This is a genomic window from Bradyrhizobium sp. Kon69 (assembly GCF_055807515.1).
The window spans coordinates 1-21,414 of the sequence record NZ_JBVVOS010000047.1; the positions used below are offsets into that span (position 1 = coordinate 1).

23 protein-coding genes, 1 tRNA gene and 1 pseudogene are annotated in these 21,414 nt (G+C 61.1%); 10 read left to right on the plus strand and 15 right to left on the minus strand.

The window, feature by feature from the left end; translation table 11 throughout:
- Positions 1–258, plus strand: a 258-nt coding sequence (locus AC0L3U_RS36530) for a hypothetical protein (protein ID WP_473295408.1), incomplete at its 5' end; no start/stop codon positions are given.
- A 14-nt stretch (positions 259–272) separates the two neighbouring features.
- Here the strand turns inward: AC0L3U_RS36530 and chpT are convergent.
- Entirely contained in the window at positions 273–926 is a 654-nt protein-coding gene (gene chpT, locus AC0L3U_RS36535; protein WP_473364863.1) for a histidine phosphotransferase ChpT, read from the minus strand.
- Positions 927–1,097: 171 nt separating this feature from the next.
- On the opposite strand from chpT, the gene AC0L3U_RS36540 reads away from it, so the two are divergent.
- Positions 1,098–1,925 carry a 3'(2'),5'-bisphosphate nucleotidase CysQ family protein gene (locus tag AC0L3U_RS36540; RefSeq protein ID WP_473364864.1) on the plus strand — a complete coding sequence of 276 codons (828 nt, stop codon included), beginning with the start codon at positions 1,098–1,100 and terminating at the stop codon, positions 1,923–1,925.
- A 14-nt stretch (positions 1,926–1,939) separates the two neighbouring features.
- On the opposite strand, the gene AC0L3U_RS36545 is transcribed toward AC0L3U_RS36540, so the two are convergent.
- A complete protein-coding gene (locus AC0L3U_RS36545; RefSeq protein WP_473364868.1) occupies positions 1,940–2,425 on the minus strand; it encodes a YHS domain-containing (seleno)protein in 486 nt (161 codons plus the stop codon).
- 139 nt (positions 2,426–2,564) lie between these two features.
- Here AC0L3U_RS36545 and AC0L3U_RS36550 point away from each other — a divergent pair, with 139 nt between their 5' ends.
- From AC0L3U_RS36550 to AC0L3U_RS36560, 3 genes are all read left to right on the plus strand, one after another.
- A complete protein-coding gene (locus AC0L3U_RS36550) occupies positions 2,565–3,170 on the plus strand; it encodes a DUF1134 domain-containing protein (RefSeq protein ID WP_007606270.1) in 606 nt (201 codons plus the stop codon).
- Between the two features lie 119 nt (positions 3,171–3,289).
- Entirely contained in the window at positions 3,290–4,588 is a 1,299-nt protein-coding gene (locus AC0L3U_RS36555; RefSeq protein WP_473364865.1) for a hypothetical protein, read from the plus strand.
- Between the two features lie 155 nt (positions 4,589–4,743).
- Positions 4,744–4,818: transfer RNA gene (locus AC0L3U_RS36560), tRNA-Val, on the plus strand.
- Between the two features lie 101 nt (positions 4,819–4,919).
- Here the strand turns inward: AC0L3U_RS36560 and AC0L3U_RS36565 are convergent.
- On the minus strand, positions 4,920–5,312 hold the full coding sequence (locus tag AC0L3U_RS36565; protein WP_259219501.1) for a hypothetical protein: 393 nt from the start codon (positions 5,310–5,312) through the stop codon (positions 4,920–4,922).
- A 514-nt stretch (positions 5,313–5,826) separates the two neighbouring features.
- Complete coding sequence (locus AC0L3U_RS36570; protein WP_259219500.1) at positions 5,827–6,060, minus strand: hypothetical protein; 234 nt, start codon at positions 6,058–6,060, stop codon at positions 5,827–5,829.
- A 443-nt stretch (positions 6,061–6,503) separates the two neighbouring features.
- Here AC0L3U_RS36570 and AC0L3U_RS36575 point away from each other — a divergent pair, with 443 nt between their 5' ends.
- Positions 6,504–7,355 carry a GIY-YIG nuclease family protein gene (locus AC0L3U_RS36575; RefSeq protein ID WP_259219499.1) on the plus strand — a complete coding sequence of 284 codons (852 nt, stop codon included), beginning with the start codon at positions 6,504–6,506 and terminating at the stop codon, positions 7,353–7,355.
- A gap of 486 nt (positions 7,356–7,841) precedes the next feature.
- Here the strand turns inward: AC0L3U_RS36575 and AC0L3U_RS36580 are convergent, their stop codons facing one another.
- Positions 7,842–8,021, minus strand: coding sequence for a hypothetical protein (locus AC0L3U_RS36580; protein WP_259219498.1), 180 nt, complete (start codon positions 8,019–8,021; stop codon positions 7,842–7,844).
- Between the two features lie 622 nt (positions 8,022–8,643).
- Here AC0L3U_RS36580 and AC0L3U_RS36585 point away from each other — a divergent pair.
- The 3 genes from AC0L3U_RS36585 (at position 8,644) to AC0L3U_RS36595 (ending at position 9,469) form a co-directional block, all read left to right on the plus strand.
- On the plus strand, positions 8,644–8,946 hold the full coding sequence (locus tag AC0L3U_RS36585) for a hypothetical protein (protein WP_259219497.1): 303 nt from the start codon (positions 8,644–8,646) through the stop codon (positions 8,944–8,946).
- A 65-nt stretch (positions 8,947–9,011) separates the two neighbouring features.
- The gene (locus AC0L3U_RS36590; RefSeq protein WP_259219496.1) at positions 9,012–9,245 is read left to right on the plus strand and encodes a hypothetical protein; all 234 of its coding nucleotides are present in this window, start codon (positions 9,012–9,014) and stop codon (positions 9,243–9,245) included.
- Positions 9,246–9,247: 2 nt separating this feature from the next.
- Complete coding sequence (locus AC0L3U_RS36595) at positions 9,248–9,469, plus strand: hypothetical protein (RefSeq protein ID WP_007600502.1); 222 nt, start codon at positions 9,248–9,250, stop codon at positions 9,467–9,469.
- Positions 9,470–9,529: 60 nt separating this feature from the next.
- Here AC0L3U_RS36595 and AC0L3U_RS36600 read toward each other — a convergent pair whose 3' ends face one another.
- From AC0L3U_RS36600 to AC0L3U_RS36645, 10 genes are all read right to left on the minus strand, one after another.
- Complete coding sequence (locus tag AC0L3U_RS36600) at positions 9,530–9,934, minus strand: hypothetical protein (protein ID WP_259219495.1); 405 nt, start codon at positions 9,932–9,934, stop codon at positions 9,530–9,532.
- A 678-nt stretch (positions 9,935–10,612) separates the two neighbouring features.
- Positions 10,613–11,038 carry a hypothetical protein gene (locus AC0L3U_RS36605; protein ID WP_259219493.1) on the minus strand — a complete coding sequence of 142 codons (426 nt, stop codon included), beginning with the start codon at positions 11,036–11,038 and terminating at the stop codon, positions 10,613–10,615.
- A gap of 20 nt (positions 11,039–11,058) precedes the next feature.
- The gene (locus AC0L3U_RS36610; RefSeq protein WP_007600495.1) at positions 11,059–11,280 is read right to left on the minus strand and encodes a hypothetical protein; all 222 of its coding nucleotides are present in this window, start codon (positions 11,278–11,280) and stop codon (positions 11,059–11,061) included.
- A gap of 788 nt (positions 11,281–12,068) precedes the next feature.
- A complete protein-coding gene (locus tag AC0L3U_RS36615; protein WP_259219492.1) occupies positions 12,069–13,352 on the minus strand; it encodes a type II toxin-antitoxin system HipA family toxin in 1,284 nt (427 codons plus the stop codon).
- Positions 13,349–13,636 (minus strand): helix-turn-helix domain-containing protein, encoded by a 288-nt coding sequence (locus AC0L3U_RS36620; RefSeq protein ID WP_259219491.1) that lies wholly within the window; start codon positions 13,634–13,636, stop codon positions 13,349–13,351. Before AC0L3U_RS36620 ends, AC0L3U_RS36615 begins: the two co-directional genes overlap by 4 nt.
- Positions 13,637–14,041: 405 nt before the next feature.
- Positions 14,042–14,389, minus strand: coding sequence for a PilZ domain-containing protein (locus tag AC0L3U_RS36625; protein ID WP_310473304.1), 348 nt, complete (start codon positions 14,387–14,389; stop codon positions 14,042–14,044).
- A 1,473-nt stretch (positions 14,390–15,862) separates the two neighbouring features.
- Positions 15,863–16,606: an ABC transporter permease gene (locus AC0L3U_RS36630; protein WP_259219490.1), complete on the minus strand. Its 744-nt coding sequence runs from the start codon at positions 16,604–16,606 to the stop codon at positions 15,863–15,865.
- Positions 16,599–17,462, minus strand: coding sequence for an ABC transporter ATP-binding protein (locus tag AC0L3U_RS36635; protein ID WP_259219489.1), 864 nt, complete (start codon positions 17,460–17,462; stop codon positions 16,599–16,601). The genes AC0L3U_RS36630 and AC0L3U_RS36635 overlap by 8 nt, the downstream gene beginning before the upstream one ends.
- Positions 17,459–18,484, minus strand: a complete 1,026-nt coding sequence (locus tag AC0L3U_RS36640; RefSeq protein ID WP_473364866.1) for an ABC transporter substrate-binding protein — start codon at positions 18,482–18,484, stop codon at positions 17,459–17,461. The genes AC0L3U_RS36635 and AC0L3U_RS36640 overlap by 4 nt, the downstream gene beginning before the upstream one ends.
- A 70-nt stretch (positions 18,485–18,554) precedes the next feature.
- Positions 18,555–19,484: a TauD/TfdA dioxygenase family protein gene (locus AC0L3U_RS36645; RefSeq protein WP_259219487.1), complete on the minus strand. Its 930-nt coding sequence runs from the start codon at positions 19,482–19,484 to the stop codon at positions 18,555–18,557.
- A gap of 566 nt (positions 19,485–20,050) precedes the next feature.
- Between AC0L3U_RS36645 and AC0L3U_RS36650 the strand changes: the two are divergent.
- A pseudogene (locus AC0L3U_RS36650) lies at positions 20,051–21,391 on the plus strand (LLM class flavin-dependent oxidoreductase).
- Positions 21,392–21,414 lie beyond the last annotated feature (23 nt).

Consider the following 21,414-nt stretch of genomic DNA (forward strand, 5'->3'; position numbering starts at 1 on the left):
CTTCACCAGCTGATTGTCCACGGTGTCCAGGCTCTCGCTGGTTTCCGTCAAAAACTCCCGCAACAGATCATCCATGAAAACAGGCCTTCATACAGGGAGGGCGCGCACACAAGACGTGATGCGCCAATTCGGAATGGGGCCAGCTTCACCGCAAAGCGTTTAATATTGGTTGAGTATGTGGAAAAGAACGGAATCAACAAAGAGATAAGGCGCTCCGGACAAGCCGAAGCGCCTCGTAAAGATTCGATTAACGTTTGAGAGCGGCTGCGTGTCTACGAAGCGATAATGGTGATGGCCTCGCCTTCATGCGCGAGCCTCACGGTGAGCCCGCAGGCCTCTGCCAACAGCCGCGTATAATAAGGCTGGATCGCGTGCGCATCCGCGGCCGGGCCACGCTCGCCGCTCAGGAGCTCGGAGATGTTCTGCGGCAGGCGCGCATTATGTCCGGTCGCGGTGATGCGGAAGCTCATGGTCTCGCCCTCGCCGATCGGATCGATCGTCAGCGTGCCGCCGCGCGGGATCGTGTGCTGCGAAACGACCAGCATGTTGAGCAACAGCTTGACGCGATTCTTCGGCAGCAGGATCCGCGGCAGATTCCAGGTCATCGAGCACTTGCCGTCCTCGATGTGGCCGCGCGCCATGGTCTGGGCATCGCCGAGATCGATCTGCGCGCCGGACGAGCCGGCCGCACCAAAGGCAAGACGGCAGAACTGGAGGCGGGCGGAGGCGGTTTTCGCGCTCTTGCGAATCAGGTCGAGTGCGAACTCGCGGTCGTCGGGCTTGGGATCGTCGTCGAGCACTTCGAGCCCATTGACGATGGCGCCGACAGGGCTGATGAGATCGTGGCAGACCCGCGAGCACAGCAGCGCAGCGAGTTCGAGCGCATCTGGAGCGGCAACGGTAGCGGGTGACGAAGCGTCAGACATAAAGGGTTCCTGGAATTGCACGGCGCGGACGCGGCGAATCAAGCATGCTTGACGAATGCCGCAGGTTCTAACATTCGCAAGCCCATGGCAGCTAGCTTGCGATCGGTTCGAAGCGGCCCTAATGCCGCGGCGAATCACTCGAGCAGGGATGGAATTGCCGATGAATGAGGCATGCAGGTGAAACGGATCATCGACGGCGCGGCCGCCTCCCATCTGATGGAGCCGCTCACCGCGCTGGTGGTGAAAGCGGGCGAAGCCATCCTCGCGGTCAACCGCGCGGCGATGCGGGTGGACGGCAAGCAGGACGGCTCGCCGGTGACCGAGGCCGACCTTGCCGCCGACCGCATCATCGCGGACGGGCTGGCGCAGCTTGCGGGCGACATCCCGACGCTGTCGGAAGAGCGGACCCAGCTCGCCTCGCCGCCGTTCCGCGACAGCTTCTTCCTGATCGATCCGCTCGACGGCACCAAGGAGTTCGTCGCCGGGCGCGACGAGTTCACCGTCAACCTTGCCCTGGTGACGTCGGGCGTGCCGCTGCTGGGCATCGTCAGCGCGCCCGCACTCGGGCTGCTCTGGCGCGGCATCGTCGGCCGCGGCGCCGAGCGCGTCAGGTTCGACGGCGCGACGATCGGCGCTGCCGAGCCGATCCATACCCGCAAGTTGCCGCCCCCGGGCGAGCCCTGGATCGCCGCGGTGAGCCGCTCGCATGGAGATCCCCGAACCGAGGCCTTCATCGATCACCGCCCCAACGCCGTCAGAAAGACGGTCGGCTCGGCCGTGAAATTCGGCCGGATCGCGGAAGGCAGTGCCGACATCTATCCCCGCTTCGGGCCCACTTGTGAATGGGACGTCGGGGCCGGCTACGCGGTCGTGACCGCGGCCGGCGGCAGCGTAACCGACGGCAAGGGCGGCGCGCTCCGCTTCGGCGAGCGGCACGATAGCGGCTTCATTATCCCAGAGTTCATCGCCTGGGGTGACCCGCAGGCGGCAAGACTCTGAAATCGTAAACGGGCCTACTGGCTGAGCTTGTCCTCGAGGGCCGGCCACCGCTTGCCCACCTCATAGAGGAAGCGCTCGGGATTGGCGGCGAAGCCGTCGCGATTGGCTTCCCGGCTGAACAGATAGAGCCGCTGCGCCGCGATCGTGAAGAAACGGGGGTTGCCGGCGATGGTGACCCCGCGGGCGATATCGACCGGATCGTAGCCGCCGAACTGCGGCCCGTAGACTTCGGGATGAGCCAGGAAAGAGGCCCGGTTGCCCTCGTTCCGAAAGCGCCAGACTGCGCCCCACAGGTTCGCCTCGAACTCGGCGGTCCCCTGCACGGCCGTGCCAGCGACGAAATAGGCCACGGGGTCGAAGCCCTCGATCGCCACGCCGCTGAAGCGGTTGACGACGATCCGCTCGGTGGTGGCCGCCTGCGCCGGCACCCCCGCGCAGAGGATCCAAATGCCCGACAGCATGCAGACCAGAAGGCCGATCAAGGCAATTCCGGGGCGCAAAGGGCTGGCTTCCTGCCGTTCTGCCGTCATAGTTGCTGCGGATAACATCCGAGTCGAGGGGACATCCGGCGCAACCTAGAGCCGCGCCTGTTGGCGTCAGGTTAAGGAAGCGACCGGATTCGATACCAGGGGTTCTTTTATGACTTTCGCATCACGCCTTGCCGCAGTCGCGCTTGCCGCGATGGTCGGGTGGATCATTCCGGCTTCCGCCCAGCAGCCGCCGCCGCCCGATTTGCCGCCGCCGCAGCGGACCCCGACGCCCAGCACCTATGGGCCGGACGAACTCGTGAACGCCGGCCACCGCTTCTTCGGCAACGTCTCGCGCGGTCTCGCCTCGATCATCGAGAAGGCGGTCAGCCAATGGGGCCTGCCCAACGGCTATATCCTCGGTGAGGAAGGATCCGGCGCTTTCGTCGCCGGCCTGCGCTACGGCGAAGGCACGCTCTACACCAAGAACGCCGGTGACCTCAGGGTCTACTGGCAGGGTCCCTCGCTCGGCTTCGACTGGGGTGGCGACGGCGCGCGCACCATGACGCTGGTCTATAATCTGCCCGCCACCAACGCGATCTACCAGCGCTTCGCCGGCCTCGACGGCTCGGCCTACATCATCGGCGGCTTCGGCATGACGGCGCTCACCGCCAACAACATCGTGCTGGTGCCGATCCGCTCGGGCCTCGGCCTGCGGCTGGGAGCCAATATCGGCTATTTGAAATTCACCCCGCGCGCGACCTGGAACCCGTTCTAGCGTCCAGCTTTCCCCTGCGGCGACGGATCAAGGTTAACGACATGTCGGGGCTGGCTTTTTGCCGGCCCCGCATGCAATGTCCTTGGTAAATTTTTCCTTAGCTTTGGGAGTTCTGGCCCATGGTCGAACCGATCATGTACCTGGCGATCGGTTTCCTGCTCTCGATGCTGTGCGGGCTCGCGATCGTGCCGCTGGTGCATAACCGCGCCGTGCGCCTGACCACGCGCCGGCTCGAGGCTGCCACGCCGTTGTCGATGGCCGAGATCCAGGCCGACAAGGACCAGCTCCGCGCCGAATTCGCCATGTCGGCGCGGCGCCTCGAGATGAGCGTCGACCAGCTCAAGAACAAGACCACGAGCCAGCTCGCCGAGCTCGGCAAGAAGAGCGACGCCATCAACCGCATGAAGATCGAGCTCGGCGAGAAGAACGCCACGATCTTCGCGCTCGAAGCCCGCGAGAAGGCGGTGAAGGAGCAGCTCCGCGCCACCGAAGAGGAATTCAACACCAAGACCGCAGCCCTGCGCGCCGCCGAGGTCGCGCTGACCGACAAGCAGGGCGAGCTCGCAAAGATCAATTCCGAACTGTCCGACCGCTCGATGATGGCGGAGAGCCGCCAGGTCGAGCTGGTTGTGGTACGTGCGCAAATCGAGGAGCTGAAGAACCGCGTCGGCGACGCCGAAAAGGAATTTGCCGCGACACAGGCGCGGCTGGCGCAGGAGCGCACCGAATCCGAGACCGCCTCGCGCGAACTCGGCGACGCCCGTGCCCGCGTCGAGAATCTGAGCCAGCGCGTCACCGACCTCGATCGCCAGCTCATGTTGCAGGTGAAAGAGGCCGAGATGCTGTCGGGCCGCGTCGGCGATCTCGAGGGACGCCTTGCCACGCAGGGCAAGCTGCTCGCCGAGCGCGACTATGAGAACAACCAGCTCCGCCAGGCCAATGAGAGTTCCGAGCGCACCATCAAGGAGCTGCGCGTCGAGATCGCGGCCTTGAGCGGCGGCAAATCGTCGGCCGCCATGGAATCGATCCGCGCGGAAAAGGCCGCGCTGGAAGAGCAGCTGCGCACCGCCCGCGACGAGCGCGCCAAGCTCCAGCGCGACATCAACGCGATCCAGCAGCAGGCCGAGAGCTCCTGGGCGACCGAGCGGATGGAGAACGCGCTGCTGCGCGAACGCATCAACGACATCGCAGCCGAAGTGGCCAAGCTCGCGATGCAGCTCGAAGGGCCGAACTCGCCGATCGAGGCCCTGCTTGCGGCCGAGGCCGGCCAGCCGCCGAGGCCGGCGCCGCGCCCGGCCAATGACGCCGCGACCAACGGCACGGCCGCAGGCACCCTGCCCGAAGGCGGCGGAACACTCGCCGAACGCATCCGCGCGCTCCAGGCCCACGCCTCCCGCGCCCGCCAGCAGGGCGCGTAAGCGGCCCGAAAACGGTCGCGCCGCCGAATTGCGGGTCCGGTGAAGGTTTTCCGGCCCGGCAGCGCCTCGAAACTTGACACCTTCGGCCCGCACTTCTAAATCGCGGGCTCCAAAGCGCCGGCGGCCGAAACTCGGGTCGCCTGCATGATGGTTTCGGGTGCATAGCTCAGCGGGAGAGCGTTCCCTTCACACGGGAGAGGTCCAAGGTTCGATCCCTTGTGCGCCCACCATTAGTCCAGAATTTACAGTAGCTTAGCGACTTGCTTCCCCCACATTGTGCCCCGAAAAGTCTGGGGCACAACCCGGGCACCCTGCAAAAAAGATCATTCCTCTACTTCGTCCGCCGCTCCGATCCCGACGGCAAATCAAGAAAGCTGGTTGATCTTTCACCATGAGATCCGTGTCGTCGCGCGACCTTTGGGCCCGAGTTTCGTTGGGCGCTCGATAGGGTGAGTACGTTGGGATCGAGGCAACCTTCGCCGAGGTACCACGCGAGGAAGGTATCTTGCTTCCGCGGTTCCTTTGATGCTGCGCGCTTGCCGGTCTTGGCTGTGTTTTCCACTGGCGCCATGAGTTGCCGCCGCGTCAGCTCGGCAATGGCGAGCTCGAAATGGTGATCGAGACCACGTCGCCAGAGCAGATAGTGCTGGTTTCCAGTGACGACCTGCCGTCCGGTGAGGGACACCACATAGGGCCGCCTGCGATCATCAGGTTGCCAGCTCATGCACTGCTTCTCCGCCAGCTGTTGCCGTTGAGCCTCGCGCCCGACTTAGCTCGGATCGCTAGCGCTGGTGACGACTACGACGAGACCCCTGTGGCAACATTGTAAAGCGGTAAGGACTAATGGAGCCGGGGAGTTCGCTTTCGCATCCCGCTACCTCGGGGTCGGCTTACGGTCATCGCCCTTCCAGATCGTGATGCTACTCGGGCTTATTGACCGGTTGCGGTGCCGTAGCGCTCGTATGGCTCACAACGAAGGACCCGGCTCGCACCCTCCTGGATCACGACCGAGTACCAAACCTGCATCGAGCATTGGCGGATCGGGTCTCACCAGCTTCGTGGTGCTCACGCCCGCATTCGGATCAACTGCCATTTCGTAGTCCCGTTCAAGCAGCTCTCGCAGGCGCTCGATGCGAGCGAACCGGAATGGATGGACTGGTTTGATCATCGGGCTAGGCCCCTCAGGTCGAATGCGAACAATCGGATGATGAAAACGACGAGCGCGCGACGGGTGACGCTCATGAGTCGAGTTGCCGGTTCTCCGCCAAATGCCAGTCCGCGCCATGGAGGCGGATCATCTCCCGACGGGACCGCTCGATGAAGATGCGCTCAACGCAAAAGCCGGCTGCAACTGAAGCCGCCAGCGCAAGGCCACAGGCCATATAGTCATTGATGAAATTCCAAAACATGTTGCAGCCGGCAACTCCTACAAAAGTAAGTGCCATGATCAAATTACGAAATGCCTTAACCATCCTGCCCTCCAGTCAGTCGGCGAGGAACTTTTACCATTGCAACCATGGCGATTGGCAGCGTTTGACCCTTGGGATGAGCCGTCTTTCTGCTCGATCAGCCCGGGTCCGGCCGCGCTGTCGACCGCCGACCGCGAACGGGGCAGTGATAGCGACGCCGGCATACTTCATCACGGCAGGCCCCTTTCCCGAATGCCCCCGGCGAGGAGCTCCGCATCCCTTTGCGCGAGGGATGGACGCCGCACAGCGTGCGCCGTTGTGGCGTGGAGAAGAAGGGCCACCAAGCTCGCAATCATTCCGCTAATCGTTTCGTCAGAGCTTTGATTAGCAATCTGCCGCCGATGCGAGAGGATTGCCCCGCAAGTCATGCAATCTAAACGTTCCGCCTATTCCACGTCCGGGCGGTCCTCAGTTACTTTGCCGGCGTGGGTTGGGGGATCGCGCCTGTGCCGCAGGGGTTTGTCTACGTACTCGTTTCACCAAATAGCGATTACATAAAAATCGGCCGCACCGAACGGCCCATCGCTGAACGCCTTCGAGGAATAAATGGCGGTGAGGCGTACGCTCCCCATGGTCCGTGGGAATTGTCAGATTTCGTGCATGTCACGGATTGCACCGCGGTAGAGAGCGCGCTTCACCGTCACTTTCGTACCCGAAACGTGGAAGTCGAAGGGACGCGGGAGCTATTCAGCGTGGCCCCGCACGAGGCTAGAGAACAACTGCGCTCAATTAGCGAACTGCTTCGCGTCGATCACGAGCGGACGGATCGGCTCTTCCACAATCCCGATGTCAGCCTGTTTCTTTATCGCTTATTCCAGCTTTCGGGATTGTACGGCAACCTCGACATTCAGGGCGCGTGGACCTTAAGCGTTCTCCCGCAGACCAACGGAGGGCGTTGGTTCACATTAAACATCGGGTCTCACGAAGTCGCTTTCAGCACTCGAACACCTGCGGACGGAAAGTTCTCGCACTACCTCGTGCTTGACCGTCTCACTTTGGAGTATCCCAAAACGATCATGTGGCTCGGCCAACGTGCTGGGGATGTTCAACCGGCCGACTACAAAGCTGCTGAACGTGCAGTAAGCGTGAGTTTCGACGAGGATTTTGCAAATGCCGAACGCATCTTCGCCCTCGACGGAGTTCGGCGCGCCATGGTCGCTTATTGGGCTGATGCTCTGGCCGATCTTCGCGAGAGGAATGCAAAGAGCGTCTACGCAAGGTATCATTTCTACGATGCGGTGTCGCAGTTGCTCGAATATAAAAGAGCAAGAGACAAGGTGGTGGTAGGCGAGCGATGAAGCGATCCCTTCAACGACGGGAGCGTCTTGGGTGGAGGCCCCCGCCAACAGCCAGCCCCGGCCGCGCCCTCGCTCAGCCCGATTGTCTGTTGTCAAGGTACTTTGCCCTGCCTCAGCCGGTTGGATCAATTGCTCGGCGATGTACTTCCGGCTCTCATGATCGCCACCGTGCGGAAGCTCGGCACGCACTTGCTCCAGGACCGTCCATGTTCGCCTAGCCTGCGGTGAGACCATGAGCTTCCGAAATCGATCTACAAACCATTGCATCAGCGCTTGTTGAGCGTGGACAAATCGTTCGGCTGACCTATGGAAGAAATACTTTGGAGAAAGCTTCCGGCAGCGGCACACAAATTCACCGCGTGGTGGAGCAAGGAAAGCTCCATGAAGGCCGGGCACATCCAAGCAAGGGCGTGGGTGAAGGCGGGCTTTCGGGTTCGAGTAAAGTCGCGTCGTCGAATTCCACCGGGTCTGATCAAGATGTCCGGTTTAGCACTTGTCGAAGGCCTTCGCACGCTGGAACAGCACGGTTTGAAGTCCGGTGATGATCAACTTGTTCAACGTCTCACAATCGTTCGGCGACAGGTGGGGAAGCTGGCGCGCTGTCTTCCATTGCTCGATTGCGGCAGCGATCGCGACACGCAATTCGTGATCAGTCGGGCTGGTCATTGGTCGACCTCAATGCGATCGCCTACAGCTTCGTCCCTTTTGAAGCGGATGCAATTGAACCTTCGATGTACCGGTTGAGGGCTACTTCAGCGCGGGGGCGTACGGACGATGCGATCGGATCGGCTCGCAGCCCTATATCCGCTGCGAGTGTGATCTTGCGACCTTAGATATCGATGGCCGTCACTCGATCACTCTGCCAACTGAGCAAAGACTTTCCCGCTCGTCCTACTCGCCCGCCCTCGCTGTTTTTGAAAGCGCTGCAAGCGAGCGTAAACCGCTTGTCGGGTGCGGCCTAGCCGTTCGCCGACCTCCTCAGCTGTGGCACCTGCGCCAAACAGCGAGAGCAATTCAGCCTCTTCGTCCGGCAACCACGGACTCGTCGATGTGCGATCGTTCGTCATTCGCGATGCCTGCAATGCCTAAATCCGCGGCGGCGCTGGCCGCCGCGGCGGGTCGGGAAAGCGAGCTGGCCGCTCTGAGCGCGGCGGCGCCGGCAAGCGGCCGGGCTCAAGCAAGCGATTACCGCCCGTCATCCACGCTGCTAGACGAGCGTAGCTTCGCCTGAGAGCCGGAACGAACCAAGCGGATGCGTCCTCGTGATCCATGCCGCAGAACAATATCCATGAACCATTTAGAAAAGATTGCCGGCTGTTCCCGATCCGTAACCGATCGTAAACGATGGGATGGCAACAAACGGGCATGGAAACCGAACGCCCGCTTGAAACGATACGTCAAGGCATCGGTCGGCAGGAAAAGCGCAGGCCGCTTTTTAATCAGTTTCACCGGCAAATGCTCGATCCTCTTCGTGACCGCGATTGGGTGTCTTCTTCGAAGCTTCCCGATCATCCCGGAACAACGCTCGCTCTTTTGCGAAACGGATGGATGGAGCGACGCTCAACCGGCGAAGGTGTGGAATATCGTATGACCGAAGCCGGTCTGACAGAACTTAGCCGCCCCCGATAATCCGCAAGCCGGTGGGAAACGACGAACATGTCAAAGGCCATGGAATTGATCGTCGCTGGCTACGTGAAGGTGCGGGACCGTCGCGCGCTGACAGACTTGCTGGCACATCGTCGCAAGGTGCTCGCCCAGCTGCAAGCCGTATCAAGCATCAACCCAGAAAACGCAGTAACAGCGATCCAAGATGAATTGGCGCTGATCGAAGCCGGCCTCGAAGAACTTAAACCTCCGCCCGGTTCGCTGCCTGAGAACGAGTGGAGCTAGCGATGCGCGTTAACAAGATCAATTGGGACAAAATCGGCCGGGTAACGGAGCCGGGTCGATATAGGTGCTTTTTTGGATATCTAAACGTCACTTCAGAGGACATTGAGGTGTGGACGCGCTACCCCGATGCGACGTTCACCTTGATCACGCGGCCGACCACTGAGCAATCGGTGGGCGAAGATTACCGTCTAGGCGCGTTCGACATCGGCAATCCAGAACAGTAGGACGGTCCACCGTCGTCGCCTGGGGCACAGCCCCGACGGGCGTTGAGTGCGCGAGCCCGTCTATCCAGACCGCTTTGCCACTTCTGCGACGAGCAAGTCCCGTTCCCGCAAATGAGCCTTTTGGGTCTCAATCAGGGTGTCGAGAATGGAAAACGCGAGAGCAAGATCACGTCCCTCGCGCTTGAGCTGGGCGATGACCCTCTCTTGCTCACTGATGTGTTGCTCGCCTTCGTGAAGACGGCGTTCGGCTACGATCAAGCGCTCGCGCAGGCGCGAAAGCGGCCGCTCCTGCCTCCGCTCCGGTTCAAAGCGGGCGAGACGCCGTGGACCACACCAAACCTCGACAGGGTCGTTCGCCACTGCGGGAGAGCCCAGCTGTAGAGCCTCTTCGGCATTATTGCAGTCGATCTCTTGCGCGTTCAGTGTCCTACCGCAGTCGTAGAGCGTGAAGATATAGCAGCGCATCGCAGTTTCGCAGCTGTTGTTCAGTCAGGAATTCCAACGCAGGCCTAGACGTTCCTTCTTGGACATTCACCGGCTCAGAACCTTCCGATGCGGCTTCTCGGTTCCCGAATTAACTTCCAGCGCGGATATCAAGCTTAATTTGACGCTTTGATTGCGGCGACGCGTCGGAGGGTTAGCTTTGCGCACCGGACATTGCCCTGTCCGGGAACACCCCAGGCGAAGCCGTCGCGCCATCATATTCGGCGCGGCGGTTTCGTTTGCCCCTGCACGCCCGCGAGTGCGATTTTGAAGAGGCCGTCAAAACAAGAAGCGCTCGATCTCGCCGAGATGCGTCGGCAGATCATCGCTGTGCGAAGCCGGCACTCAGAAAATTTGCGCGTTACGTATCTGCTGAACAGATTGCTGGTCAAGATTGCATATCTCACTGAACCAGAGAGCCCTACTCACGCGGAGCAACTGCGCGAAGCGTTCACCCGAACCATGACGGATGTGGAGACCATCACGAGAGACGACCGCACCGCGCCGCCCGGTAAGGCTAACTAGTAGATTACATTGCCAGGAGGCCATTTCTGGGTCGAGCCTACCTGTAGTCGCGGAGGTGCCGATGTATCGCGTAAACGCTGCCTTCGCGGCAAGGGGCCGCCGCTGTCACAAGCGGCGGCCCCGCCCGCGGGCGGTCTAGTAAGCACGCCGCACTACTCGGGGCAGGGATGGCACTCTCGGAGAAAACTGGTGGGCAAGCGCGAGCACTGCGGCTTCGTCGGTTTCGAGCGCGATCTTCTGCGCGAGCATCACATCGCCAGCCGCCAGGGCCCGTTCGGGAACGAAACACCACCCGATCTTAGGCTGTCTTTCTTCATCAAGTTCCAAAACATTGCTCATGGTGCCCTGATGAATTCGATATCGTCGGCCGGTGTGAGAGCCCGTGACATCGAAATAACCCTCGGCATCAAACTGCGCACGCTGATCCGGAGATAGCCAATCGCGCAAAAGACGCCGCGCACGCGCTTCCGGCCCTTTTTGCTCGAAGAAGCTCCAATACAGCGAACGCAGGGCGCGCAAACGCGCATTACTGCCGACGCCGTTGCGCCTGAACAAAAACATTTGCCGTGCCGCGAAGGTGGCTAGCCGCCGACGAGGCGCGGATAGAACAGCGTCTCATCCGCAGTCGGATCAAATGTCCGTACGGCCTTGAGATCGCCGACTGGCGTCCGAGTAGCAGCGGTAAATCCTTGGTCTGTCAACTTCTTAAAGCGACGCTCAGCCTTGGCCAGCCCCTCGAGGGCGGTTTGGTCAAAAAAGTGTCTGCTGTCGCCTGTGTGGTCCATCACGATCTGAGTAGCCATCGAAGAGAACTCCGTAAGTGCTAACCCTACGGCGGAAGAACCTCGCGGCGCCGGCTAGTGTTCCTAGTCCGGGGAAATTTGCTGTGTTTCCCATTAGGCGTCCCTGACCGGCATCGACGAAGCCTGATCCGCCGCGACCTGACCGCAGCGCACTGACCTGATCGCGAAGCGGAAGCGGCATATATGGAGCCGTGCATCCGGAGACGAAGCACGGCGCGACCGGGCGACGCGGGAAAAAGATGCCAACGTGGCGTCTTTTACTTCCGATACCGCCGCAAGACAGGAAAACCAGAACGGACCATCCAGCGCGACGCGAACCGCGCCAAGGCGCTAGGCCCCGATCTGGACCGTGTTTCAAGACGTCGCGTACCAACCGACAGGACAGCCGTCGTGGCCGCGATCCTGCTCTGTTTGATCTTCAGCCCTGGCTAATCCAGCGCCCCTTAAATGGGGCGAGACGCCGTGATTGCGCAGCCGTGTCCACGGGACTGCCGGGCGGATAGGAGTGGTGCCAAAAGAGGACCTACAAGCGGACCGCCGAATTGGAAAAACCCGCGGAGAGTAATCGTACTCTGCCGGAGCCCTGAAAGGACATGCCGTAGGGTCATGCCACCCGCAGCGGCTACGCGGTTGCCACCGATCGCGAACAACCACCGATCGTAGTCGACATCGACATCGGCATGCCGATCGCGGTGGTGCTGCCGTTGGCGTCGACAACGACATGTCGACTATGATGATCGACGCCTTGCTGCCGAACATCATCATTCTGCTGGCGGCCGTAGTCGGAACTATATCCCACCGAGCTGTCGACGGCATTGCTTGGCTCTGGCAATCAAGTGCTCGGCGAGGCGCCCGATGATGGCATTGTCCAATCCGTCTTTCCGCCCTTGCTCCCGTACGGCGGCTACAATGTCCGGAAGCTGCTCGGCCATGGAAATCAGTCCGGCGATCACCTTGTCAGGATCGAGGCGCGTTTCGCGTGCGAATTTCTGCCAATCGCGCAAACCAATCTGGCTGAGCTTGTAATCACCGCCGATTTTCATCGCGAGCTTGATCTTCTGCAGATCGATGTCATCGTAGGGAAGAATGCTGGCGATGTCGTAGAGGGGGGCGAGCCGCACGTGAGGGCCGCCGGCCAGCAGCAGCGAATAGTTCTTGGCATGAGCATCCGTACCCGCAATCAGCCAATTGAAGCCTAGCGCCTCGACAAACGTGTCAACGTCGACGACGCGATCCGTGGAGTAGGTGCGCAAAAGCTCGATCACGTCGGCAGGGCTTGGTCCGCCATCGTTTTGATACTTTCTGGTCGGCAGGATCCCGAGCGCCTGGCAGATATCCTCCTGGTGGACGCGGACAATCTCGTTCCCACTGAACTGCCGGTCGTAGCGCTCGATGACGATGGCGATTTCTTTTCCGAAGCGCATCACCTGGGTGTCGGCGACGGGCAGACCGAGATTGCGGGCGAGTATGAGGCAGATATGTTCATTTTCCGCGTGTCCATCGAAATGGCCGGTCGGCGGTTTGAGGATATGCGTCGTCGGAATGCGCCCAGAGGGAATTCCCCATTTGCCCTTTTGGAAAAGCAAGGCGGTTTTGGGTTGGGCGCCCGCAAGGCTGAATTGTCCGGCATCGCGCGGCAACCGCCATGCGGCGTGATCCTCGCGCAAGGTCTGCAGGCGTTTGGCGATCGCCGTTTCGTCAAGCCATTCGACCTTGTCTTCGGCGCCGCTTCGCAAGGCGTCCAGCCGATCGGGCGGGACGAACTGGACGGCGCCGGCGCAGTCCTCGCCGACATTGGAAATAAGGGCAAACACGTTGCGCGCCGACACCTGAAATCGTCGGGCCCACCGTTCGAGCACGTGTTCGTTGTCGGGCAGGAGTCCCCAGAGGAAAGCCTGCACGGCGGAAGGTCCGTGCTCTTCGGCCGCGAGCGGCATGGACAGTGACAGCGGATAGGCTCCTTCGGCCTGGCGCCAGTCCTTGTCATAGACAAGGGTGAGCCGGCCGCGGGCGTCATTGCGCACGCGGCCGATTTCCCGGCCGTCCAGCAGAGCAACAAGTTCGCTCGTCATGCCTTTTTCTTCCTGGCCTTGGCCACGATGGCGTTGATATCGACGGCTGGCCTGGTGGCCCCGCGGGCCGGCGCTTGTTCTGTGCTCGCATCCAGGCGGATGTCCAGGGCGTCAAGGGCGCGAAGGATCAGACCGAGTTCAGCGCGCGCGTGACCGTGCTCAACTTCGATCACCCATTGGCGGCTGACGCCAATGCGTTTGGCAAAAGTCGATTGATCGAGTTTGAGCTTCTTGCGCCGGTCGCGAAGGATGGCGCCGAGTTCGGCCGGTGTGCGTATGAGCATGGGATATCCAAATGTCTCCGTTCGCTTACTTTAGCATAAGTCGGCGTTCGTTGACAATTTGTGAATGTCAGCGTCCGATGACAAAGTTGAATGTCATCGAATGCTGACTTAGTGCCCAACTGTTCGAAGCAGGTAGTCCCCACTTGCGGCGATATGGCGTGTTCCGGAACGACTATACCGCTGCAGCGCTACGGGGGAGCACTACGTCTTGAGACCGCCGCACGGCATGTTCTCAGGCGCCGTTCAGGCAATCGCATAAGGGTTCGATACCCGGGACGGACCGCCCCTACAATGAGAACGCAGATGAGGGGCATCGCTGCTGCCAGGTAGCGTCGATTCAGGAGTGAGTTGGGGGACGACCCTCCTCATTGAAGCAATTCGAACAGGATTTGGTTTCTCTGGCAATTAGCCCGAGCGAATATTCCGGCTGGTTACAAATTGGACTCCGATTTCCGAGCCGTCCAGTCGAATCAACTTGCATCGCCGGTAAGCTAATCCGACGGTTGAAAGCAGTAGGAAGAACTGGCGAGCTTTGAGCACGTCTGTCGATCCATCAATTCGAAGGCGTGCTCCGGTGTCGGAAACGTCGATGAGAATGCAATCGCGCCGCCACGTGCCGTCTAGACCTAAAAGGGTTGCCCGGTACTCGTGCTCGAAGTGAACGCGCTTTGATTTTCGCTTATCCCACATCCAATGGCTTTCAGTCCAGACCGGGCGAAGCGGAGCCAAATTGCTCCTCATCTGGCCTCGCATCTGCAATCAAATGAAAATGACAACTACCAAGAGGCAAAATATCTGTCAGCTACTGAAAGCGGACGCGGCTCTCGCCACCACTTTCCGAAGATAGTTCGTGCGGGCTTGAGCGACGTAGTTGGAGATGCTCCGGGACAACAGCGATTGAAGTCTACAAAAATGGCAACACGATCGACCAACTCACTTTACGTGAAGACGAGCGGAAGCAAAGTTGCGCAACTCCAGCTGCCGACGGCACCAGAAGCTGCTGCTGACAAGATCAAAAATGCCCATGAACGAACTCTATTTTGGCGAGGAGTAGACATCGCCGGCTCATCATGAAAGATTATTCAAATACGGCGCATAATTCCTGCTGGTCTCCCAATGGGCCGCTGGTTTCCAGCACGATCAGCGAGCAGTGCGCCGCATTCCCGCACCGTTCAACCCTGTGGCGCGTAAGGGGACGCGATCGCTAATCGGCAGTAGAGTAGAGCACCTGCGTTCAGATGCAGAGCAGGACTGTCGAACTCGGAGACGTCTTGGGCGCGGCACAATCCGACGCGAAGCCCATTTGGCTTCGTAAACAACTAGGCTGATGCCGCCCAATTTGAGCGCCGATGGCTACTACTCACTTTCGATCGCCCTCTGTGCGCAATGGACGCCTCTACAGTAGTCTAGGCACGGGCGAAAGATCATAGGTCTGAAATCGTTTTTGACTTCACAAGTGGCGAGTCCGGCTTTTGATTCTGGCGGTCCCCAAGTAAGGGCTTTTATCTCGAACAGGGTTTGAGGTAACTTCAAGAGGCCGCTGTCCCCCGCCAGCGGTGTCTTAGCCTCGTCGGGAGAGTTCGTCCGATGCCAATCCAAGTATGGGCTCTCGCCACGTCAATCGGTTGGACATTGGTCGTGGCGGCGATCCTGCTCTGCTTGATCTTCAGCCCTGGCTAATCCGGCGCCTTACGAGGGGCGAGACGCCTAACCGTCATGATTGCGCAGCCGTGTCCACCGGAGTGCCGGGTGAATGGGGTGGGCAAGAGTACTCAGAAGCGCCACGCGGAATTGGAAAAGCCGCGGAGGAAAAATCATCTTTTGCCGGAGCCTCGAAAGAGCACCTCTAACGTGAGGTGATGCCAGCAGCAGCAGCGACTACGCGGCTGCCACCGATCGCGAGCAGCGACTAACCGTGGTCGACATCGACATCGACATCGATATCGGCATGCCGACCGCGGGGATGTTGATGCTGCTGTTTGCGTCGAAAACGACAAGTCGATGATCGGCGGCAATCTCTGACTGATCGGCCGAACAGCATGGTTACGCAGGCGGCCAGCGCGGAACCTGCGATCGGCGCCTGATTCCATATCTCATGCCGTTAATGGCGCTTTCCACCGCATGAAGCGCCGCTCCAGTGCCTCCAGAATGGCATTGAACACCAGCCCGATGACCGTCATGCTGAGGATGCCGAAATACATTTGCGGAATTAGGAAGCTGTACTGGCTATTGATGATGGAGATAGCCGAGGCCGGCCTTGGCGCCGACCATTTCGGACGCAACCAGCACCAGCATGGCCGACGCGCTGGCCAGACGAATACCGACGAAGATAGTGGGAAACGCAGCCGGCAGGATGACCTTGCGAAACAGCTGCTGCGGGGTTGCACCCATGGTCCGCGCCGACTTGATCAGCAACGGATCGACCTGTTTCACCGCGGCAACGGTGTTGAGCAGCAGCGGCCACGCGCAGCTATAGACCACCATCGTGATCTTCGACGTTTCGCCGATTCCGAGCAGCAGGATGAAGACCGGCAGCAGCGCAAGCGGCGCGGTGTTGCGGCAGATCTCGATGAACTGGTTCACGAGATTGCCGAGACGCGCATACCAACCGACGGCCACGCCAAGCGGGACGATCAAGGCGACAGAAATCAGAAATCCGCTCAGGGCACGCAGCAGGCTGGCGGAGACGTCATCATAGAGCTCGCCGGTTTGCGCAAGCTGCCAGCCGGCCGCGATCACCTCCGAGAAGGGTGGCAGGAACACGGGATCGATCAGCCCGAGCCGCGGCGCCACCTCCCATGCCGCCAACAGGGCAATCAGCAGCAATGAGCGGTGCCCGAAGGCAGCCAGCCCGCGGGCCGCGGCGCGGATTCGGCCGACCGCCGGTGATGCCGGGCCTTCCACGCTGGTGAGCGGCTCTCGGCGCCTGTGTGCAAGCTCCAGCAGCGTCAACATCTCGAGACTAGACATGGGCGCCCCCTTCCACTTTGCGATCGGCTCGTGCGAAAGCGCCGGCGGTCAATTGCCCTTGCTGCGCTCTCAAGACTTCCTCGCGTAACAGACTCCAGACCTCGTGGCGCACGCGGCCGAATTCAGGCAGCGAGCGCACGTCGTCGGCCTCGCTGCGCAGCACGTCCGGAATGTCGATGATCCGCTTGATCCGGCCCGGACGCGACGTCATCACCGCCACGCGCTGGCCGAGCACGATGGCCTCGTCGATGCCGTGGGTGATGAAGACGATTGTCTTGCCGGTGGCGCGCCAGATCCGCAGCAGCTCGCCCTGCAGCGTCTCGCGCGTCTGGGCGTCAAGCGCGGCGAACGGCTCGTCCATCAGCAGCACTTCCGGATCGTAAGCGAGGCTTCGCGCGATCGCGACGCGCTGCTTCATGCCGCCGGAGAGCTCATGCGGGTAGCGGTCGGCAAAGCCGGACAGCCCGACCAGGTCAAGGAAATGCCGCGCGATGTCGAGCCGCTGCTTGGCCTTGAACCCGGCGATATCGAGACCGAACTCAACGTTCTGCGCGGCGGTGCGCCAGGGAAACAGCGCATACTGCTGGAACACGATGCCGCGGTCGCGAGCGGGTCCGGCAATCGGCCGGCCATCGAGCAGAATCCGGCCGTTGGTCGGCAGCGTGAGCCCGCCCAGCAGATCGAGCAATGTGGATTTCCCACAGCCGCTTGGGCCAACCAGGGCCAAGAATTCGCCGGAGCGAACATCGAGCGTGATGTCCTCCAGAGCGATGAAGTGGCGGCCTGGTGCGCCTCCCTCCCCGCGCAGGACGAACTCCTTGCGGACATGCTCGAAACGGATCTTGACGGAGGTCATCGGGCCTCCGCCGTTTTTCCGGGACGAAAATAGTTGAACGCATTGGTGTAGGTGTCGGAAGCCTTGACCTGCCCCGGCTTGAACAGGCCGTCCTTCACCAGCCAGTCGATCCATACCTGGATTTCGCTGTCTGAGATCAAGCCGCTCTTGGATGCAACACCGGTGCTCTTCCAGTATTTGATCGAGGAGGCATCCTCGTTGCGCTTGCGCTCGGCGATGATCTTGTCGAACCGGGCCCGCACCTCTTCCGGCGGTGTGGTCTGGGCCCATTCGATGGCCCGCGAAATCCCCTCCACCAGCTTACGCGAGGAATTGGGATTATCCTTGATGAATTTGTCCCGCAGTACATAGGCACCGCCGGTGAACTGGCCGAACAGATCGGTGTCGACAAAGAGCGAGCGGATGCCACCCCGTTCCAGCGCCTTGTCGCGCAGGACACCGCCCAACGCGCTGACCTCGACCTGGCCCTGGCGCAACGCTTGCTCGCCGCTGACCGGAGGGATCGCCACCAGCGTGACCTGCCTGGCTTCACCAGCGCTGAGGCCGGACCTACCCAGGTACTCGCGCAGCACGAACTCCAAATGTGCGCCCAGCGTGTTGACCGCGACCTTCCTGCCGATCAGGTCATGCGCGGTCTTGATCGGGCTGTCGCCCTTCACGAAGTAGCCGTAATAGGTGTTGGCGTCGGAGCCGTAGTAGCCGACCACCGCCTTGACCGGCGCCTTCGCCGCGATCAACTTGAGGATCGCCCCATAGAACGCGCCGCCGATGTCGATATCGCCGGTGACGACGGTCTGGATGTCCTGCGGCCCGCTGATGGTGTTGCCGACCCATTTGAGCTTGAGCGGGGCGAGATAGCCGAGGTCCTCGGCCAGCTCGATAAACGTCACCTGCCCGGCCGATCCCTGGTAGCGGATCTCGGTCTTCTCGAGCGGCGGCTCGGCGAATGCCGGGGCCGTGAGGCCGAGCGCCACGGCGCCCGCCAACAAAACCCGCAACGTGTTGCGGGTGGCCCGTCCCAACCCGGCGCGCCTTGCGGGAAGCAATCGAAGTATAGCGTTCATCATTGTGACTCTCGTGAGCTAATCAGGATCAAGCGGCTTTGGCGGTCTGGGGCTTGGATGTCTTGACGCGCGTCACACTGCGGCGACCGTCGACGCTGAGCGGTACATCGCCATCGATGGTGGCCCGGCGCACAACGCGGTGCTGGTTGCCATAGTCGTTGACCGCGTAATGTTGCGTGGCGCGATTGTCCCAGATCGCAACGTCGCCGGCCTCCCAGCTCCAACGAACGGTGTTTTCCGGCGCCGTGATATGCGACTGGAACAGGTCGAACAGCTTCTGGCCGTCGGATTTCGGCAGGCCAACGAAGCGCTGCACGAAATTGCCGAGCACGAGCGTGCGCTCGCCTGTCTCGGGATGGACGCGCACCACCGGATGCTCGGTCTCAAAGATCGTTCCGGTGAACACCTCGTCGAAGTGCTTCTTGTCCGCCTCGGTTGCCCGCGTCTTCACGGCATAATCATAGGCGTTGCTGTGAACGGCCCACAGTTCGTCGGCGAGCTTGCGCAGGGGCGCCGGCAGGTCGAGATAGGCGGCTGCCGTGTTCGACCAGACGGTGTCGCCGCCGTAGGGTGGAATCACCACGCCGCGCAGCACCGAGATTTTCGGATAGGCGTCGACGAAGGTGACATCCGTATGCCATTGGTCGGCGCGGCCACCGCCTCGGCCCGAGTCCAACTCCAGGATCGACGACGTGCCGTTGATCGCGCCGACCGTCGGATGGGGCACCAGCTTGCCGAGTCTGATGGCAAAGCGCTCCTGTTCGGCGTCGTCGAGATGTTCCTGGTCCCGGAAGAAGATAACCTTGTGTTCGAGCAGCACTTGGTTGATGGCACGGATGGTCTCGTCCGAAAGCTCGCCCGACAGTTTGATGTTCCTGATCTCGGCGCCAAGCCTGGCCGCACGCTTGACGATGCCGGCGCGCGGAATGACGTTATCAATTGTTGTCGTGTTGCTCATGGTCGTGCTCTCGTCACTGCGATCCCCGTGGACAAAGCTCCGCCATGCGCCGGTCGCGGAAACGACGGCGGAGATAGATGAGATCATTTCTGGCTAGGGGCCCTACTCGGCCGCAACGTGCTCCGGCAGACGGCCCGAGCCGGGACATCGGTCACTGCGATCGAATTGGAGCATGATGAAACGACCTCGCGTTGAGGTCCTGAATGGTACGAGCGATCGATCGTCAGTCAATGAAACAAAACCAGCTTTGTTTTCGGCGAGAGGCAACGAACGCTTCGTTAGCAATGCTGACACTGAAAGATTTGCAATGATGACTGCCCGCCCGGCTGCAAGAGCGGCGCAATTTGACGCGACGCAACGCACTTCTCGTCCAAAGACGCGATAAAATCGTTACAGCCGCCGTCGTTTCTCGTCGTGACGAATGCCCTCGTCTTTGATTGGCGTTCTGCTCGCAAGGTTCGTGCTTGCAGCCAACTCAACAATGCAAGTTCATTTCATCGACATCAACGTGACTGCAGACGTAGAGTCTCGTTTGCTACAGCTCCCAATGCACGCGGATCTCACACATGAACGAACGACGGCAGCTTTCCCTCAACTTCTTCATCTATCCAGACGGCCATCACGAGGCGGCCTGGCGCCACCGAAGTTCGGCAGCCAATCGCATCCTCGACGTCACCTACTATCAGGAGCTGGCGCAGCGCGCCGAAGCGCATAAGTTCGACGCGGTCTTCTTCGCCGATGGTCCGGCGCTGGCGGACAATGTCCGCTATGCGCAGCGGTTTCGGCTCGAGCCGATCACCCTGCTCACCGCGATCGCGTCCGCTACCAGTGGGATCGGCCTGATCGCGACCGCATCGACGACCTATACCGAGCCCTACAACCTGGCGCGGCTGTTCGCCTCGCTGGATCACATCAGTAGCGGCCGGGCCGGCTGGAACATTGTGACAACGAGCACGCCGCAGGCCGCGCAGAACTTTGGCTTGCCCGAGCATCCTCCGCATCACGAACGCTATGAGCGGGCGCGGGAGTATCTCGACGTCATCACGCGCCTTTGGGACAGTTGGGAGGACGAGGCGCTCGTCAACGACCCCAGATCGGGTGTTTTCGCCGACACCAGCAGGATCCACGCGATCAATCACATCGGAAAGCATTTCCGCGTGCGGGGGCCGCTCAACATCTCAAGGACGCCGCAGGGACGACCGGTCTATGTCCAGGCCGGCTCTTCCGACGACGGACGCGCCTTTGCAGCGCGTTTCGCAGAAGCGATCTTTACCGCGCATCAGACACTGGCGAGCGCCCAGGAATTCTATGCCGACATCAAGCGTCAGGCGCGCGCCTTCGACCGCAGTCCCGATCAAATCAAGATTCTCCCCGGCATCAGTCCCTGCATCGCCAGCACGCAGATCGAGGCCGATCGGCTGCAGGACGAGTTCAACGAGCTGATCCAGCCCGAGTATTCGCTGACCCAGCTGCGCCAGATGATCGGTCTCGACCTCTCCGGGTTTGACCTCGATGGCCCCTTTCACCGCCACCTGATCGATACGAGGGCGCCCACGGCGCTGCCAGCCGCTTCAAGCTGGTGATCGACATCGTCGATCGCGAGAAGCCGACGATTCGTCAGCTCGTGCAGCGCCTGGCCGGCGCCCGCGGCCATTGGGTGATTGCCGGACCGCCGGTAAAGATCGCCGACAACGTCCAGACCTGGTTCGAGAATGGCGCGGCCGACGGTTTCAACGTCATGCCGCCCTGGCTGCCCGGCGGGTTCGACATCTTCGCCGAGCAGGTCGTGCCCATTCTGCGCAAGCGGCCTGTTCCGTCACGACTACACGGGCACAACGCTGCGCGATCATTACGGCCTGAGCCGGCCGGCCAGCATCTTCTCCAACGCCATTCAGGCGATCGCATAGTTCGCCTGTCGCAAGAGAAGCCT

Coding starts and splice junctions, on each gene's coding strand:
- chpT (WP_473364863.1), bottom strand. CDS start 926: ATGTCTGACGCTTCGTCACCCGCTACCGTTGCCGCTCCAGATGCGCTC.
- AC0L3U_RS36540 (WP_473364864.1), top strand. CDS start 1,098: ATGCAGGTGAAACGGATCATCGACGGCGCGGCCGCCTCCCATCTGATG.
- AC0L3U_RS36550 (WP_007606270.1), top strand. CDS start 2,565: ATGACTTTCGCATCACGCCTTGCCGCAGTCGCGCTTGCCGCGATGGTC.
- AC0L3U_RS36555 (WP_473364865.1), top strand. CDS start 3,290: ATGGTCGAACCGATCATGTACCTGGCGATCGGTTTCCTGCTCTCGATG.
- AC0L3U_RS36565 (WP_259219501.1), bottom strand. CDS start 5,312: ATGAGCTGGCAACCTGATGATCGCAGGCGGCCCTATGTGGTGTCCCTC.
- AC0L3U_RS36570 (WP_259219500.1), bottom strand. CDS start 6,060: ATGGTTAAGGCATTTCGTAATTTGATCATGGCACTTACTTTTGTAGGA.
- AC0L3U_RS36580 (WP_259219498.1), bottom strand. CDS start 8,021: ATGACCAGCCCGACTGATCACGAATTGCGTGTCGCGATCGCTGCCGCA.
- AC0L3U_RS36585 (WP_259219497.1), top strand. CDS start 8,644: ATGAACCATTTAGAAAAGATTGCCGGCTGTTCCCGATCCGTAACCGAT.
- AC0L3U_RS36590 (WP_259219496.1), top strand. CDS start 9,012: ATGTCAAAGGCCATGGAATTGATCGTCGCTGGCTACGTGAAGGTGCGG.
- AC0L3U_RS36595 (WP_007600502.1), top strand. CDS start 9,248: ATGCGCGTTAACAAGATCAATTGGGACAAAATCGGCCGGGTAACGGAG.
- AC0L3U_RS36600 (WP_259219495.1), bottom strand. CDS start 9,934: ATGCGCTGCTATATCTTCACGCTCTACGACTGCGGTAGGACACTGAAC.
- AC0L3U_RS36605 (WP_259219493.1), bottom strand. CDS start 11,038: ATGTTTTTGTTCAGGCGCAACGGCGTCGGCAGTAATGCGCGTTTGCGC.
- AC0L3U_RS36610 (WP_007600495.1), bottom strand. CDS start 11,280: ATGGCTACTCAGATCGTGATGGACCACACAGGCGACAGCAGACACTTT.
- AC0L3U_RS36615 (WP_259219492.1), bottom strand. CDS start 13,352: ATGACGAGCGAACTTGTTGCTCTGCTGGACGGCCGGGAAATCGGCCGC.
- AC0L3U_RS36620 (WP_259219491.1), bottom strand. CDS start 13,636: ATGCTCATACGCACACCGGCCGAACTCGGCGCCATCCTTCGCGACCGG.
- AC0L3U_RS36625 (WP_310473304.1), bottom strand. CDS start 14,389: ATGCGAGGCCAGATGAGGAGCAATTTGGCTCCGCTTCGCCCGGTCTGG.
- AC0L3U_RS36630 (WP_259219490.1), bottom strand. CDS start 16,606: ATGTCTAGTCTCGAGATGTTGACGCTGCTGGAGCTTGCACACAGGCGC.
- AC0L3U_RS36635 (WP_259219489.1), bottom strand. CDS start 17,462: ATGACCTCCGTCAAGATCCGTTTCGAGCATGTCCGCAAGGAGTTCGTC.
- AC0L3U_RS36645 (WP_259219487.1), bottom strand. CDS start 19,484: ATGAGCAACACGACAACAATTGATAACGTCATTCCGCGCGCCGGCATC.